This window comes from Solwaraspora sp. WMMB762, assembly GCF_049179115.1.
Classification (GTDB): Bacteria; Actinomycetota; Actinomycetes; order Mycobacteriales; family Micromonosporaceae; genus Micromonospora_E.
This window is the reverse complement of the sequence record NZ_JBMHMD010000001.1, coordinates 1,440,826-1,457,387: the sequence shown is the minus strand read 5'-3', so window position 1 is coordinate 1,457,387 and position 16,562 is coordinate 1,440,826. Positions and strand designations below refer to the sequence as shown.

Annotated in this window: 12 protein-coding genes; 6 read left to right on the top strand and 6 right to left on the bottom strand. The window is 70.5% G+C overall.

Annotated features, from left to right (window positions below; translation table 11 throughout):
• Nucleotides 1-45 precede the first annotated feature (45 nt).
• Together ACN27J_RS06565 and ACN27J_RS06560 are read right to left on the bottom strand one after the other, a co-directional pair.
• Nucleotides 46-1,032, bottom strand: coding sequence for a dTDP-4-dehydrorhamnose reductase family protein (locus tag ACN27J_RS06565; RefSeq protein WP_421364518.1), 987 nt, complete (start codon nt 1,030-1,032; stop codon nt 46-48).
• Nucleotides 1,029-2,072 (bottom strand): polysaccharide biosynthesis protein, encoded by a 1,044-nt coding sequence (locus tag ACN27J_RS06560; protein ID WP_421364516.1) that lies wholly within the window; start codon nt 2,070-2,072, stop codon nt 1,029-1,031. The genes ACN27J_RS06565 and ACN27J_RS06560 overlap by 4 nt, the downstream gene beginning before the upstream one ends.
• A gap of 210 nt (nt 2,073-2,282) precedes the next feature.
• Between ACN27J_RS06560 and ACN27J_RS06555 the strand changes: the two genes are divergently transcribed.
• From ACN27J_RS06555 to ACN27J_RS06540, 4 genes are all read left to right on the top strand, one after another.
• Nucleotides 2,283-3,545, top strand: a complete 1,263-nt coding sequence (locus tag ACN27J_RS06555; protein WP_421364514.1) for a glycosyltransferase family 4 protein — start codon at nt 2,283-2,285, stop codon at nt 3,543-3,545.
• A 302-nt stretch (nt 3,546-3,847) separates the two neighbouring features.
• On the top strand, nt 3,848-6,262 hold the full coding sequence (locus ACN27J_RS06550; RefSeq protein WP_421364512.1) for an ATP-binding protein: 2,415 nt from the start codon (nt 3,848-3,850) through the stop codon (nt 6,260-6,262).
• Nucleotides 6,263-6,410: 148 nt separating this feature from the next.
• Nucleotides 6,411-6,797 (top strand): hypothetical protein, encoded by a 387-nt coding sequence (locus ACN27J_RS06545; RefSeq protein ID WP_421364511.1) that lies wholly within the window; start codon nt 6,411-6,413, stop codon nt 6,795-6,797.
• Nucleotides 6,794-9,097 carry a condensation domain-containing protein gene (locus tag ACN27J_RS06540; RefSeq protein WP_421364509.1) on the top strand — a complete coding sequence of 768 codons (2,304 nt, stop codon included), beginning with the start codon at nt 6,794-6,796 and terminating at the stop codon, nt 9,095-9,097. The genes ACN27J_RS06545 and ACN27J_RS06540 overlap by 4 nt, the downstream gene beginning before the upstream one ends.
• A gap of 131 nt (nt 9,098-9,228) precedes the next feature.
• Here the strand turns inward: ACN27J_RS06540 and ACN27J_RS06535 are convergent, their stop codons facing one another.
• On the bottom strand, nt 9,229-10,836 hold the full coding sequence (locus ACN27J_RS06535; RefSeq protein WP_421364507.1) for a peptide chain release factor 3: 1,608 nt from the start codon (nt 10,834-10,836) through the stop codon (nt 9,229-9,231).
• Between the two features lie 225 nt (nt 10,837-11,061).
• The gene (locus tag ACN27J_RS06530) at nt 11,062-11,922 is read right to left on the bottom strand and encodes a transglycosylase SLT domain-containing protein (protein WP_421364505.1); all 861 of its coding nucleotides are present in this window, start codon (nt 11,920-11,922) and stop codon (nt 11,062-11,064) included.
• Between the two features lie 253 nt (nt 11,923-12,175).
• Here ACN27J_RS06530 and ACN27J_RS06525 point away from each other — a divergent pair, with 253 nt between their 5' ends.
• A complete protein-coding gene (locus ACN27J_RS06525; RefSeq protein ID WP_421364504.1) occupies nt 12,176-13,405 on the top strand; it encodes an IS110 family transposase in 1,230 nt (409 codons plus the stop codon).
• Between the two features lie 86 nt (nt 13,406-13,491).
• On the opposite strand, the gene ACN27J_RS06520 is transcribed toward ACN27J_RS06525, so the two are convergent.
• A complete protein-coding gene (locus tag ACN27J_RS06520) occupies nt 13,492-14,271 on the bottom strand; it encodes a hypothetical protein (protein WP_421364502.1) in 780 nt (259 codons plus the stop codon).
• 307 nt (nt 14,272-14,578) lie between these two features.
• Here ACN27J_RS06520 and ACN27J_RS06515 point away from each other — a divergent pair, with 307 nt between their 5' ends.
• Complete coding sequence (locus tag ACN27J_RS06515; protein WP_421364501.1) at nt 14,579-15,514, top strand: DUF2690 domain-containing protein; 936 nt, start codon at nt 14,579-14,581, stop codon at nt 15,512-15,514.
• Here ACN27J_RS06515 and ACN27J_RS06510 read toward each other — a convergent pair.
• On the bottom strand, nt 15,496-16,248 hold the full coding sequence (locus tag ACN27J_RS06510) for a spermidine synthase (RefSeq protein WP_421364500.1): 753 nt from the start codon (nt 16,246-16,248) through the stop codon (nt 15,496-15,498). The two genes, ACN27J_RS06515 and ACN27J_RS06510, sit on opposite strands and share 19 nt — an antisense overlap.
• Nucleotides 16,249-16,562 lie beyond the last annotated feature (314 nt).

Here is a 16,562-nt window from a genome sequence, read left to right as displayed (position 1 = left end):
GTCGGCCGGGGTCACCCCTAGCGGTCTGTCAGTCGGTCCGGCGCGTCAGACCACGAGGCGCTGCCGGTCCGCCTCGGTCAGGGCACCTGCCCAGCGGGCCCGGGCGGCGTTCATCGACCGGACCATGTCCGGCCAGGAGGGCGGACGGTAGCCGGTGGCCTCGGCCAGCCGATCGGCGCGCATCGACCGGTCACAGACGAACCCGTCGTCTGGCACGATGTCACCCGGCCACCGGTACACCTCGGCGATCAACCGGAGCAGGTCGTATTTCGAGATCGGCTCGGCGGCCAGGTGGTACAGCCCGGTGAGATCGGTCCGGGGCAGCACCACGGTCCGTAGCAGCCGGGCGAACTCGACGGTCGTCACGCCGGTGTAGATCGCCCCGGTCCAGCCCCGGACGCCACCGGGGCGCGACAGAAACCAGTCCACCAACGACCGGTTGCTGGTCAGCTCGTGACCGATGATCGAGGTGCGCAGCGTGAGCGCTCCCTCTCCGGTGACCTCGCCCAGCAGCTTCGACCGTCCGTAGAGGTCCGGTGGGTCGGGTAGGTCGTCCTCGACGTAGCCGCCCCGGCGTCCGGAAAAGACACAGTCGGTGCTGACGTGGATCAGTCGGCTGCCGAACTGGCCGCACGTCCGCGCCAACAGATGCGGGAAGAGAGCGTTCAGGGTGACGGTGTGGGTGGCGTCCCGTACGTCAGGGCGTTGCTTGATCACCCCGACACAGTTGACGACCACGTCCGGCCGGAGTTCGTCGACGATCCGGTGGACCTGGTCGAACCGGGTGGCGTCGATGTCGCCGGTGATCCGGTCGACCAGTGGCACCGGGAAGTGGTGTGCGCGGTCGGCCAGGTTGCGGGCGGTGCCGTGGGCGTCGAGCTCCGGATCGGCGCTGAGCTCCCGCAACAGGGCGTGGCCGAGCATCCCGGTGCCGCCAACGATGAGGACCCGCCGTCGAGCGGGAACCGGCCCGTCGGTCCGCCGCCGCGGCACCCGCTCCAGGTGCCCGCCATCGCCGGCAAGGGCGCTCATGCCGCGCCGACCGGGGTCGCGGCGGCATCGAGGTGCGCCCGCACCTCCGGCAGGGTGAGTAGCAGCGACTCGACCTCCGGCACGGTCAGCCGTCGGGCGTTGTGCGAATTGAAGTCGGTGAGCCCGCCGCTGGCGACGTCGCCCTCGTCGACGTAGAGGGCGTAGTTGAGATCGCGGCTGTCCACCGGGACCCGGAGGAACTCACCCAGGTCTTCGGCGTGGGACAGCTCCTCGCGGCTGGCCAACGTCTCGTACATCTTCTCGCCGTGCCGGATGCCGAGCACGTCGAACTTGGCCGGTACGCCGAACAGGTTGCACAATGCGGTGGCCAGGTCGCCTATGGTGCAGGCGTCGGCCTTGCGGATGAAGACGTCGCCCTGCCGGCCGCTGTGGAACGCGTGTTCCACCAGGTCGACCGACTGGGCCAGGGACATCAGGAACCGGGTCATCGACGGCTCGGTGACGGTCGGCAGGCTGCCGTGGCGGATCTGGTCGATGAACAGCGGGATGACCGAGCCGCGCGAGTACATGACGTTGCCGTACCGCACGCAGCAGACGCGGGTCCGGGCCGTCAGGTTGTCCCGGGCGTGTGCCTGTGCCACCTTCTCCATCAGCGCCTTGGTCATGCCCATCGCGTTGACCGGATAGACGGCCTTGTCGGTGCTGAGCAGCACCAGTGCCTCGACCCCGACCCGTTCACACGCGTCCACCAGGTGCGCGCTGCCGAGGACGTTGGTCCGGACCGCTTCGAGTGGGAAGAACTCACACGACGGCACCTGCTTGAGCGCGGCGGCGTGGAAGACGAACTCCATGCCCCGTACGGCTTTGAGCACACTGTCGTAGTCTCGGATGTCACCCACGTAGTAGCGGACGCGCTCGTCGGCGAGTCGGTGCCGCATGGCGTCCTGTTTGGACTCGTCGCGGCTGAAGACCCGGACCTCCTCGGCGCCGGCGTTCAGCAACCGGGCAACCATTGTCTGGCCGAAGGACCCGGTGCCACCGGTGACCAGGAAGCGCCGGTCCGATAGCGAGGAAACCACATCTGCCCCTGTCTTGCTTCTCCCGTCGGGCCACCCTGGGGGGACGGTGGAGGTTGTCGCACGTGACGATATAGCTACATAACTGGCGTAGAGGGCATTTCCGGCAAGGTGAGGAAAGCTCGGATGCTCCGGCGGCCCGCGATCGCGGGCCGGGTCATCATTAACCGCGAAAAGGGCAAAACATTCCTTAATGGCTGGTAGTTGTATTGCATGCTGATCGGTCTGCTCACCCAGTGGTTCGATCCCGAGCCGGGGCCGGCCGCGCTGCCTGGCCGGCTCGCTCACGCCCTCGCTCGACGGGGACACGAGGTACGGGTGGTCACCGGCTTCCCGAACTATCCGACCGGCCGGCTCACACCCGGCTACCGGATGGCGCGTCGGGTCGACGAGATGGACGGCGACGTGCGGATCCGTCGGGTGGCGCTCTATCCCAGCCATGACCGGTCCGCCGCACGACGACTGGTCAACTACGGCTCGTTCGCTGGCTCGGCGCTGATCTCCGGCGCCGACGCGCTGCGCGGACTCGACGCACTCTGGGTCGGCAACTCGCCGATCTCGGTGGCGATGCCGATGTGGTACGCCCGGTACATGCACCGGGTACCGGTCCTGCTGCACGTTCTGGACATCTGGCCGGACAGCGCGGTGGCCAGCGGATTCCTCGGTGGCGGTCCATTGTCACGGGGCCTCGCGCGGGGGATGGCCGGTTGGTGCGAGGCGATGTACCGCAGCGCGGATCGGGTGGCCTACGTCTCGCCCGGCGCGGGCGGGCTGCTTGCCGGGCGGGGCGTACCGCCGGAGAAGCTGGTCTACATTCCGATGTGGGCCGACGAGGCGACGCCGGTTCGCCAACCCGACCTGCGCGCCGAGCTCGGGATCCGTCCCGATCAGGTGGTGCTGTCGTACGCCGGGGCGCTCGGTGAGGCACAGGGTCTCGACCCGCTGATCGACGCGTGCGTCCGGGTCGACGATCCGAGGCTGGTCTGTCTCATCGCCGGGTCGGGCACCACCGAGGACCGGCTGCGTGCCCGGGCGGCGCGGGCAGGCGCCTCCAACATCCGGTTTCTCGGCCGGCTGCCCCGCGACCGGATGCCCGCACTGATGGCCACCGGCGACGTGCACTACGTGAGCCTGCGCCCCGGTGGGATGTCGGCGTACACGATGCCGAGCAAGGTGCAGGCGATCCTTGCGGCAGGTCGGGCACTGCTCGTCGCGGCCGAAGGCGACGCCGCAACGGTCGCCCAGGACAGCGGCGCCGGCTTCGTCGCCCGGGCGGGGGATCCGGACTCGATCGGAACCGCCCTGCGCGAAGCGTGCGACCTGGGCCGCGAGAAGCTCGAGCTGCTCGGGCAGGCTGGTCGGTCCTATTACGACCAGGTATTCTCGGTCGCGGTCGGTGCTGAGCGGGTCGAGCAGACGCTGCGAGCGATGGTGGACGGCTCTCGGACGCGGCCGCGTCCCCCGAGCACGGGCTGAGCAGCGGTCCGCGAGATTTCCGGAAACCTGCTCGATCCTCGATCAGCCCGATCGCCAGCGGCGCGGCGGCACCCCACCTCGGTTCTTCACACCCGGCTCGTTCGCACCCACCGACTGGTGGTGAACAGCCTATACCAGCGGTACGGGATTGAGCCCACGGCGTCCGGAAGTCTCCGGGACATTTCCGGAAGACGTTGACAGGCCAATTTCGACGGTCCAATACTGGCGGTCGTCGGTAGGAGTTCGACGTCGTCGATGCCATCCTCTCCGCGGCTGGACCAGGTGAAACACCACCCCCAGCGGTGGTCCACACGATCCTCCGCCGGCTGCCGTCGCCCGGCCACCGGCCGGCCTTCGTCGTCGCCTCCGCCGAGGCGACGACGGGCCTGGCTGGAGGAGTTCTGGTGATCGGCGAGTTGACGCGTGCCTACCGTCAGGAGGCGGGGTTGACCCAGGAGGAGTTGGCGGAGCGTACCGGGATCAGCTCGCGCACGATCCGGGCGATCGAGAGCGGGCGGAGCCCATCGCCGCGCCGGATCACCGTCGGTCTGCTCGCCGACGTGTTCGGCCTGTCCGGTACCGACCGGGAGCGGTTCTACGCGTCCGCCGCGTCGTGGCGGCTGCCGGCACCGGCACAGCGCACCGCCGCGCCACCCGCAGCCGGGCGATCGGCCGGTGCAATGCCCGACCTGCTGCCGGTCGTGGCGGACTTCGTCGGCCGCCACGCGGAGCTGACGCGGCTGAACGGTCTGCTGGACAGCCAGGCGGGGGCCACCGTCGTCGTGTCGGGGACCGCCGGCGTCGGCAAGACCACCCTTGCGGTGCACTGGGGACGGACCGTGGCCGGTAACTTTCCCGACGGGCGTCTGTACGTCAACCTCCGCGGCTTCGACCCGGCCGGGTCGGCGGTCAGCCCCGCCGAGGCGCTGCGGAACCTGCTCGGCGCACTCGGGGTACCGACCGGCGAACTGCCCCCGGACCTGCCCGGCCGCACCTCCCTGTACCGCCGCCTGCTGGCCGATCAGCGGGTTCTGGTGGTTGTCGACAACGCCGTCGACGCAGCACAGGTCCGGCCGCTGATCGCCGGGACCGCAGGCTGTCTGACCCTGGTGACCAGCCGCCGGCAGTTGGCCGGCCTGGTCGCCACCGACGGCGCCGTCCCGCTGAGTCTGGACCTGCTCACCGTCGAGGAGTCCCGACAGCTGCTGGTCCGCCGGCTCGGTTCACGGCGGATCTCGACCGAGCCGGTGGCCGTGGACGCCCTTGTCGCGCGGAGCGGCCGGTTGCCCCTGGCGCTGGCCGTGGTCGCCGCCCGGGCGGCGATCAATCCCACGTTCTCCCTGGCTGGGCTCGTCGGCCAGATGGACCGCGCGGAGAACCGGCTCGACGCGCTGCACGGCACCGAGGCGGCCATCGACGTGCGGACCGTGCTCTCCTGGTCGTACCGGCAGCTGCGCCCCGCTGCCGCCCGCCTTTTCCGGCTGCTCGGCCTGCATCCCGGCCTGGACTTCGCCGCGCCAGCCGCCGCCAGCCTGGTCGGGGCCACGGTCCGCGACGTCGAGCCGCTACTGGCAGAGCTCGCCGACGCGCACCTGGTGACCGAACCGGCTCCCGGCCGCTACGGCCTGCACGATCTCTGGCGCAGCTACGCCAGCGAGTTGGTCGGCCAGGTCGACTCCGCAGTAGACCGCCGGGCCGCGCTGCGTCGACTGCTGGACCATTGTCTGCACACGAGTGCGACGGCGGACCGGGCGCTCGGCGTACACCGGGACCGGCTGGCCCTGCCGCCGCCGGTGCCCGGCGCCGTGTGCACCGGGTTTTCCGACAGCGATGCCGCGATGCGCTGGTTCGACGCCGAGTTCGAGACGGTCCTCGGCGGCATCCGGATCGCCGCCGAGCTCGGGCTCGACGGGTACGTCGGGCGCCTGGCTGCGAACCTGCGCACCTACCTGCACCGGCAGGGCCGCTGGCCGGAGATGTCGGCGGTCCACCTCACCGCGCTGCGGGCGGCACGTCGGATGGGGGATCTGCCCATGCAGGCGCGCAGCGATCACCACATCGGTGAGGCGGCGGCCAACCTCGACCGGTTCGACGAGGCCCACCGCCACCTGCGCCGGGCCGACCGGTGCTACGCCGGGATCGGCGACCGTGCGGGCCAGGCCCGGGTCGCGTTGACCAGTGCGTACGCCCTCGAACGGCAGCAGCTGCCCGATCAGGCACTGGGACAGGTCCTGGTGGCGCTGCGACTGGCCCGCGAGGCCGCCGACCCCTGGTTGCAGGCCCGCGCCCACAACGCGGTCGGCTGGTACCACGCGCTGCTCGGCGAACCGGAGCAGACCCGACTGCACTGCGTCGAGGCATTGATCCTGTTCGAGGAGCTCGACGATCCGGACGGGGCCGCCGATACCTGGGACAGCATCGGATTCGCCAATCACCGCCTCGGCCGGCACAGCGAGGCGGTCGACTGCTACCAGCGGGCCCTGCGGCTGTACCGGGCCTCGGGCAACCGGTTCTTCGAGGCGGCGACGCTGACCCATCTCGGGCACGCTCACCTGGCGGCCGGTGACGTCGGGCCGGCTCAGGCCGCCTGGCGGGCGGCACTCGACATCCTCGACGACCTCGGCCACCGGGATGCCTTCGAGCTCCGCTCCCTGCTGCGGAGCATCGACCGTCCGCCCGGCGGCGGCGAGCGCGGGTGTCCCGGCACTTCCGGGTGAGCCGGTCGCCCCAGGTCGACCACGGCGGCAGCCGACCGGAAACATTTCTTCCGGTCAATGCTCCTGGTCGCCCCGGGCGGCCGCTGCTTGACTGACGCGGCCAGCGCCCTGGGCCGGTCGGGGCGCAGACCCGTGGGAGGCAGTGGAGTTGACCAGGCCCGACCAGGCGACAGATGTCACGACCATCGTGGACGCGGTCCACCGGGGTGCGGTGCGGGCGGGCATCATCGCCGTTCCGGCCGCAGTGCCTGGTTGCTGGCACGACCGCCGACCGGCACCTGCGAGTCTGCTCGCGATGCCCCCCGGCGAACCGTTCTCCGTGACCGGGCTGTCCGGTATCGACCTGTCGACGATTGAGGTGGCGATCATCGGGACCGAGCTGGTCCGGGCCGGGACCCTGGAACGGCTCAGCGATACCTTCGCCGCGGTCGGATTCCGCCGCTCGGCGTTCCCCGTGCCCAGGGGCGGCGCAGAGGGGGTCGGTATCGTCGCAGACCTGGCGCTGGTCCGGCCCGGCGAGCAGGGGCAGCTGTGAACGTCGACGAACTGCTGCTGCGGGCGGTACGGGCCGGGGTGACGTTGAGCCTCGACGGTGACCGGCTCAGCTACCGGGCCACCGGCGGGTTGCCCGACGATCTGCGAGGGCATCTCGTCGACCACCGGGACGAGATCGTCGGCGTACTGCGCCGCACCGACACCGAGCCGATGGCGCCGACCAGGTCCACCAGTGCCGGGTCCGGCATATCCAGCGGACAGCAACGGCTCTGGCTCGTCGAGCAGATGGTGGGACCGAGCACCCTGCACCACGTACACGTCCGGTTGCGGTGGCGCGGCCGTCTGGATCCGGCGGTAATGTCGGCCGCCGCCCGCGCACTGGCGCGCCGGCACGCCGCACTCCGTACCGTCTTCCGTACCTCCGGGGCGGCGCCGGTCGCGGTGGTCCGTCCGGCGGACGATGAGCCCTTGGTCGAGATCGCCACCGCCGACCCGTCCGACGCGGCGGCCGACGAACTGCTGCGCAGCCAGCAGCACACCCCGTTCGACCTGGCGTCCGGACCGCTCACCCGGATCGCCGTGGTTACCGTCGCCGACGACGAGCATCTGATCGCCGTCACCCAGCATCACCTGGTCACCGACGGCTGGTCCGTCGGGTTGCTCCTGGCCGAGCTGGTACGGAGCTACGGCGCGCTGACGAGCGGCCGGCCCGCCGCCGGGCCGCTGTCCGACGTTGGCTCGGTCGACTACCCGGACTTCGTCCGCTGGGAGAAGGCCCGGCGGTCCGCGCCGGCGTACCGGAACCGGCTCGACTGGTGGCGTCGGCACCTGGCCGACATGGTCCCGCTGAACCTGCCCTGGGACGGCGACGGCACAGCCCCGGAACGCGACCACCGCGGCTCGACGTGGCACTTCCGGGTGCCGGCGCGGCTGCTGCACCGGCTACGGGTGCTGGCCCGGCAACTGGACACCACGCCGTACGTCGTTCTGCTCACGGCCTGGGCGGCGCTGCTGCACCGGCACACCGGGCAGGACGACATCGCGATCGGCACCGTCACCAGCGGCCGGGACCGCCCCGAGCTGGCCGGCACGGTCGGTTTCCTGGCCAACACCGTGGTGCTGCGCTGCGACCTGTCCGACGGTCCGACCGTGACCGGGCTGATCCACCGACTGAGGTCACTGACCGCACAGGCGTTCGCGCACGAGGTGCCGTTCGCCGACGTCGTCGCGGCGACCGGCACCGCCCGGGACACCGGCCTGAACCCGCTGTTCCAGGCTGCTTTCGTGTACGAGAACCTGCCCGCTCCACCCGTCGCTGACCCGTCCGAGGTACCGGGGCTGGTCTCGGTCGTCACCGAGGGCCGGGTCGACGGTTCCGTGGACGGCACCACCAAGTTCGATTTGTCCCTGGTCGTCGGCCGCGACGGCGACGGCCTCGCCGGACTGGTCGAGTACCCGCGTACCCGGTTCAGCCCAACAACGATCGCCCGGCTGGCGGAGCACTACCTCGTGCTGCTTGACGGGATCGGGACCGCGCCGGACACCCCGGTCGGTGCGCTACCGATGACCCGCGCCGCCGACCGTCGGCGACTGCTCGACGAGCGGGCGGACCGGGTGGCGGTCCGGCTGCTTTCCGACGTCGCTCCGGCTCGACCGGCGCCGGTACGGATCGTCGACTGCCGTCCGGAGAACGTCCCGGGTCCTCTGGCTTGGGCGCCCGGTGTGTCGTACGTCGGTCCGCAGTCCCTGGGGGCGCTGCTGCTGCTGGACATCCCAGCCGACTGCACCGTGCGGGATCTGCTCGGACACGGCCGGATCGCCACCATGGCCGGATACGCGCACGGCGACTTCGACGTCTGTGCCCTGCTGGACCTGCGGGCCGAGCGCGCCGGGCAGATTGGTGCGGCGACGGATGGTTTCGTGATGTTCAACGCCTGGGACGTAGCGGCCGACGAGCGTGGTCCGGTCGACCCGGCCAGCGGGTCACGGCCGACCGAGGTGATGGTGTCCCGACGCTCCGACAACCTCATGGACATGCAGGGCGAACTCGTCTTCTGGTCGTGGCGGGTGCCCGGCGCGGTCTGGGTGAGGATCAACATCGACGAACATCTGGCCGGTGTGGACGCGGCGACGCTGCTGCGCCGAACCGAGCGGTTCGTCGAACTCGCCGCGGACGACCCGGCGGCGACGGTGGCTCGGCTGGTGCGGCTGGCCATCGCCGACGAGCCGGACGGCACGCCGGCGCACCTTCGGCGACAACCCTCGTCTCCTCATCCGATTAAAGGAGTGACCGACCATGCAGCCATTCGCCACGACCTCGGACCTCGTCGTACTCGGTGACCATCGCGCGGCACCAGCTGACCGGCGTCACCGTCGTCCGCCGCGCCACTGGTCTACCCCGAGGTTCGCACGTACCTGGTCACCGCGCGGCGGTCGCCGGCCCGGCCCGCTGCCTGACGCGGTGCGCAAGGTCAGCTCCCGGCGTCGGCGAGCAACGGCTCCAGCACCAGGTCGGGGTCGCGGTTGCGGACGGTGGACAGCCGCCACTTGTCGGGGAACAGGGCGAGTAGTTCACCGTCGCGCACCCGGGTCATCACCTCGACCCCGGGGGCGGCGTTCAACCCGGCCACGCTCGCCGCTTCGGTGCGCCGGGCGAGGGTGTACGGCAGATGGTCGACCGCGGTCGGTACCCCGAACTCGGTCGCCAGCCGGTGGGTGGCGACCTCGAACTGCATCGGCCCGACCGCGGCGAGTACCGGGGACTGCTCTCCTCGGCGGTCCGATCGCAGTACCTGGACCACGCCTTCGCCGTCGAGTTGTTCGATGCCGCGGCGGAACCGTTTGAACTTCGACGCGTCGGTGGCCCGGATGGCGACGAAGTGTTCGGGGGCGAACGACGGCAGCTGTGGGAATGTCACCGCCGGCCCAGGCGCGTAGAGGCTGTCGCCGATGCTCAGCGCGGTGGCGTTGACCAGTCCGACCACGTCGCCCGGGTACGCCTCGTCGATGGTGTCCCGGTCGCGGCCGAAGACCTGCTGGGCGTACTTGGTGGCGAACGGGCGGCCGGTGCCGGCGTGGGTGACGACCATGCCGCGTTCGAACCGGCCGGAGCAGACCCGGACGAACGCCACCTGGTCACGGTGGGCCGGGTTCATGTTGGCCTGGGTCTTGAAGACGAATCCGGCGAACGGCGCGTCCAGTTCGCGGGGGGTGCCGGTGGTGTCCGGTCGGGCCGTCGGCGCGGGGGCGGTGTCCACCAGCACGTCGAGGAGCTGGCGTACGCCGGCGTTGGTGACCGCGGCGCCGAACAGCACGGGCGTGGTGGTCGCGGCGACGAACGCGGCCCGGTCGTGTTCGGCGCCGGTGGCGGCGAGCAGGTCCAGCTCTTCGACCGCCTGGGTCCAGTCGGCGCCGTACCGTCGGCTGGCCTCGTCGGCGGTGAAGGTTTCCTCGATGACGGCGCTCGCCCCGCCCGGGGTGCGGGTGAACGCGACCATCCGGCCGGTGCGCCGGTCGGCCACCCCGTGGAACTGCCCCGCGACACCGACCGGCCAGGTCAGTGGGGTGCAGCGCAACCCGATCCGTTGCTCGATCTCGTCGAGCAGCTCGAGTGGCTCCAGCCCGGGTCGGTCCCACTTGTTGATGAAGGTGATCACCGGTACCCGGCGGTGGCGGCACACCTCGAACAGCTTCAGTGTCTGCGGCTCCAGTCCTTTGGCGGCGTCGAGCAGCATCACCGCGCAGTCGACCGCGGTCAGCACCCGGTAGGTGTCCTCGGAGAAGTCCGCGTGCCCGGGCGTGTCGAGCAGGTTCACCACCGTGTCGCGGTAGGTGAACTGCAGCGCCGCCGAGGTGATCGAGATGCCGCGCTGCTGCTCCAGGGCCATCCAGTCGGAAACCACGCCACGGCGGTCGCCCTTGCCGTGCACGGCGCCGGCGGAGTTGATCGCCCGAGCGTGCAACGCGAGGGCCTCGGTGATGGTGGACTTGCCGGCGTCCGGGTGGGAGATCACCGCGAAGGTACGCCGCCGCGCCGCCTCCGCCGTGACCGGTCGTAGGGCTTCCGCTGTTCCCGACACCTGACGTCCTTCTCCTTTCGTCGCCCGTGTGTGGTGGCAGGTCGACGACCGGACTCTAACGTAAGGGGCCGAATTGTCGGTCGGCGCGGGTTCAGTCCGCTGCCGCGCGGTGACCTGCTCCGGTCGGCTGCCTTCGGCGTCTCACGGCAGCCGGCCGTGTCGTCCCCTGCCGCCAGCGGCACGGGACAACACGGCCGGCACACCGGTGCCGTCCGACGTGACGGATCAGCAGGACGGCACCATGCTCTTGACGTCGTGGGTGGTATTGATCCAGGTGTCCGCGGCGAATCCGGTGGCACCGGTGGCCGGATCGGTGATCCGGTCCCACGTCGATGACGGCCAGTACCCGCCGCCGACGTACTCACCGAAGGTGTAGCAGGAGATGGTCACCGTACTGCCGTAGTAGGTGTATCCGACGACGGCGGACGTGGTGCTGGGACCGGCCCGGACGTTGAGCCACGGGCTGGCCAGGATCGTCCCGGTCACGCCGCCCGGCGTGCCGCCGCCGCCGAGCCGGTTCACCGCCGCCTGCGCGGCGGACAGGTGGTTGGCGTACACGCCGCTGTTGTAGGTCGACCACGGCTGCCAGTTGCTGCCGCCGCTGGAGATGTTGTACGCGGCGTTCGCGTTGCACTGGGCGTCGTAGGCGCAGGTGTCGGTCACGGTGGGGTGGTAACAGTTGTTGATCTGCCAGAGTCCGCGGTCCAGTGATCCGTAGGGACATCCCACGGTGGGGCCGTTGCTGCCGACCGCCGACGGGTTGCACGAGGACTCCGCCATGGCCACCGCGACCGCAGTGACCAGTGGGCTGCCCCGGAACCCGGCGGCGTACCCCACCTGGGCGCACAGGTCGATACCGACGGCGTTGACGCTGACGGTGTCCGGTGCCGGCGTGGCGGCCGGCTCGCCGACGCTGGCCGGGACGGTGCCGTCGACGGCACCGCTGTCCGGTGCGGCGCTGGCCGTGCCGGGCACCGCGAGAGCGACCGCGCCGACGACGGAAAGCAGGGCGAGGCCCAGCGCCAGCCGAGGACGGCGCCGACGGCCGCCGGCGGAGGCGGGCGGGAGATGATCGGGATCCATCATGTTCCTAATGAGTTCTGGGAGTGAGCCATCCGGCAGACTCCTGATGGATAGGTAGCCGCCGGCGGGTGAGCACTCGTTGTTCCCGGACGTCGAGTCCTGACGGAAGATCGTGCCCCTGCCGGTCGGTGTGGAGAGTTGATCGCTGATGGGATGTCGTGCCCGCCCGGTCGCGGCGTGAGCACTGCTTCATTAGGTCGCTGATGGTTCTCCTCCCGGCTACCGAAGGTGATCGACTCGATAGACGGGAGACGTGTTGCTGTTCGTAGGAGATGACTGGGCGGAGGACCACCACGACGTCGAGGTGATGGACGCCTCCGGCCGCCGGCTGGCCAGGGCCCGGCTGCCCGAGGGCGTCGCGGGGATGACCAGGCTGCACGCGATGATCGGCCAGGCCCTCGGTGACGACATCGACACCGACGACGACGCCCGGGTGAGGATCGGCATCGAGACCGATCGGGGCCCGTGGGTGCAGGCCCTCGTCGCCGCCGGCTACACGGTGTACGCGGTCAATCCGTTGCAGGCGTCCCGCTACCGGGAACGCCTGGCGTTGTCGGGGGCCAAGAGCGACGCCGCCGACGCGCACATGCTGGCCGACATGGTGCGCACCGACTCGCACCAACTGCGCCCGATCGCCGGAGACACCGCCGACGCGCAGGCGGTCAAGGTCGTCACCCGAACACACAAAACCCTGGTCTGGGAACGCACCCGCGCCGGTCAGCGGCTGCGACACGCGCTGCGCGACTACTTCCCCGCCGCCCTCACGGCGTTCGCCGACCTCGACGCCCCGGACGCCCTGGAACTCCTCGCGAAGGCCCCCGACCCGGCGGCCGCCGCCCGGTTGAGCCTGACGCAGATCAGCGCGGCCCTCAAACGGGCCCGCCGCCGCGACATCCCGGCCAAGGCGGCCACGATCCAAGCCGCGCTGCGCGCCGAGCACCTCGGCCAGCCCGCCGTGGTCACCGCCGCGTACGCCGCGTCGGTACGTGCCCTGGTCGCGTTGCTGGTCACCCTCAACGAACAGGTCAAGGCCCTGCAAGGGCAGGTGGAGGACCATTTTGGCCGGCACCCGGACGCTGAGATCATCCTGTCCCAGCCCGGACTGGGTGCCGTCCTCGGCGCCCGGGTGCTCGCCGAGTTCGGTGACGACCACGACCGCTACGCCACCGCGAAGGCCCGGAAGAACTACGCCGCGACCAGCCCGATCACCCGCGCGTCCGGGAAGAAGAGGACCGTCGCGGCCCGGTTCGTGCACAACGACCGACTCATCGACGCCCTGATGACGCAGGCGTTCTCCGCCCTGCACACATCCCCGGGTGCCCGCGCCTACTACGACCGGCAACGAGCCCGTGGCGCCGGCTACAACGCCGCGCTGCGTCAGCTCGCCAACCGGCTCGTCGGCATCCTCCACGGATGCCTGAAGACCGGCACCGTCTACGACGAGGCGACCGCGTGGTCGCATCACCTCAACGAAGCTGCTGCTTGACATTCAAGCTCCTGGGATGTCTTCCTGGAAACGACGAGCGATGACTGAGTTCCGACGGGTGAAGCGGCGGTCGGGTGAAGCGGTGGTCAACGTCCCGGCCACTCCGGGTCCGCGTACGACCAGCCGAGGTACGGCGCGCCGGGCCAACTGAGCGAGACCTGCCGGATGGTGGGGGCGGTGGTGATGTAACTGCCGTTGCCCTCGGAGAGCATCACGTGACCGGCGTAGCCGTTGATCTGCGCTCCGGCGAAGAAGACCAGGGCGCCGGGCGGCGGTGTGCCGGTGGTGTGGATGAGGCCGCGCTGGTACAACGCGTTGTAGTGGACCAGTGCGGTGGCGTAGCCGCTGGCGGCCCGTCCGTACGCGTGCCCGACGAAGTTGTCGCACCAGCCGTCCCACGGATGGTTGCTGTCGCCGAGGTCGCCGTTGGTGTGCGTGTGTCCGAGGACCGACCGGGCCCAGGCGAGGGCGCGCTGCTCCCGGGTGCCGGTCGGCGGCGGGGTGCCGGAGCCGCACTCCGGCTCGCCCGGCAGGTACTGGTTGAAGCCGGGCGTGGTGGTGTAGTAGTCGCTGATCCAGCCGTTCACCGGCGCGCTGATCTGGTGCCAGACATTGTTGCCGTAGATGTTGCGGCCGCGTACCGCGCACTCGGCGGTGAAATACGTGCCGTCGGCGAGGACGGTGACCGCCGGTGCCGAGGCATCGTGCGGGCTGGTCCGCACGATCAGCCCGGCACCACCGGTGCCGGTCACCCGGTAGCCGGTGATCCCGGCGATCGCCGGTGCGGCTGCTCCGACCAGGACCATCACCAGTGCGGCGAGGGACGCCAGGACACCCCGCAGGATCCGGGGGAGGGTTCTGGACACCGGTCGGCGGGCGGGTACGGGTTCAGTCTGCTTGCGGTGGTGCACGCGGTCCTCCTGTCGTAGAGCGGGCTGCCCGTCCCCCCGATACCGCGTCCATGCCGGACGCCTCCGCAGGCGGCTTCCGTCGCCCGGATACGCCGGTCGGTCAGGATACGAAGGCGCACGTGGTCCAGTACGGACTGTGAGACGCTGTTCACTGGCGTCTATCCAACGGGCAGCTGCGTCGAGGTTGATACTGGCGCGGACCTGCTCGTAAAGCACTGGCTTGACCGCTGTTGACACCAGGTTTACGCGTTCAGGAGAGGCCATGACGGATCAAAATGGACACGCCGGCACTCGTGCCGCCGCCGGCCAGATCGGTGCCTTCGTCGCCGATCTGGAACAGCTTCGACGCGACGCCGGGCAGCCCTCGTTGCGCAAGATGGCGGAGAAGGCCCACTACTCGCACACCGCGCTGTCCGGTGTGCTGTCCGGAACCCGGCTGCCCTCGCTGGAGCTGACCTTGGCGTTCGTCCGTGCCTGTGACGGAGACGAGGACAACTGGCGGCAGCGGTGGAGCCAGGTCGACGCACTCATCAACGGTGCCGCGCCACCAGCCGACCGGCCCGCCGTACGCGAGCCGCACGTCTCCCGCCGGGCGCTGGCGGCGACCGGCGGGATCGCGGCTGTCGTCGCTGCGGTGATCCTGGTGCCGACGTCGGTACTCGACCGGCTCGGCGGGGCGGTGCAGGAACCCGTGGCGACCTCGGCCGCCGTGTCACCGGCGGCGGACGGCGCGGACCCGCAGCAGGAACAGTGCCACCTCGACGCGGTGAGCACGCACACCGTGCAGGTTCCCGACCGGGACGCGACCCAGCCGCCCTACGGCAGCCTCACCCTGCGTTACTCCCAGCGATGCCAGGCGGCCTGGCCACTCTTCGTCTCCACCGAGCGGGTGCCGACCGGGGTCACCATCCGGCTGTCCATCAGGCGTCCGTCCGACGGGGCCGTCAGTCGGTTCGACTATCCCTATCTGGTGCCGAGCCAGGTGTACAGCGTGTACGGCAACGTCCTGCGGACCACCGAGGGGTGCGTCGAGGTCGCGGTCGAGATCAGCAGCGCGGACGACCGCGCCGCGTTGGCCACTGCGTCGACCCCGTGCGCCCATCCCGACCCGACCGGCACACCGACCGCCCTGCAGGTCCGCGACCTGCGCATTCCGGTGGCGGCTCTGCCGATCGCCGCTCAGCCGGGCGGCGGCTGACCCGGTTCGCCCGGCGGCCGTGCCTGGGTCTGCGCCAGGTACACGGTGTTGGCCGAGTCGTTGCCGATCAGTGGGTTGCGGAACGTGACCACCTCGGCGCGGACCTGCGGGAACACCTGGCCGAGCGCTTCGGTGAACCCGGCTTCCGGTGGGTCGTCGGACCACAGCGCGAATACGCCGCCGGGCCGCAGATGGCTGGCCAGGTGCCGCAGGCCGTCCGGTCGGTAGAAGGCGGCGTGCGACGGGTGCAGGACATGCCCGGGGGAGTGGTCGATGTCGACGAGGACGGCGTCGAACCGTCGTCCAGGTGCGGCCGGATCGGGGCCGGCCGCCGCAGTCAGGGCGAAGAAGTCTCCGGCCACCAACCGGCACCGGGGATCCGCGACCAGCGCCTCTCCACCCGGCACCAGACCGCGTTGGTGCCACCCGACGACGTCGGCCAGCGCTTCGACGACGATCATCGACCGGACCCGACGATCCCGCAGTACGGCGTGGGCGGTGTAGCCGAGGCCGAGCCCGCCGACGACGACGTCGAGGTCTTCACGGGACAGCTCGGCCAGGGCGAGCCGGGCCAGTTCGATCTCGGCGACGGTGAACAGGCTCGACATCAGGTACTCGTCGCCCAGTTTGACCTCGTACACCTCGCGGTTCACGACCGGGTCCCGCCGCCGCCGGAGGCTGATCTCGCCCATCGGGGTCTGCCGCCAGTCAAGTTCCTCGAAACGCGCGGCCATCGGCACTCCTTCTGATGGGCGCAGGTTGGCCCGCCGACTCTACCGTCTCGTGCGGGTGTGCCGGGTGGACGCACAGTCCGCCAACCGTCTTGACAGCCAGTCCTTCGACGGACATCGACGGCCCCTGCGGGGAATCTTTCGTCTGAGATGAGCAAAAGTTTGACTCGATCGCTCAGAAGATCTTGCTACTTCAGCGAATGTGACTCATGATGTGCCGCAGCCGTGCTTCGAGATCATCTCGTCCACCGGGCAGGCACCCCCTCGGCGATGGTTGCGACCGCGGCGTTCATCGGCACCCTCGAAGGGGGAGGAAT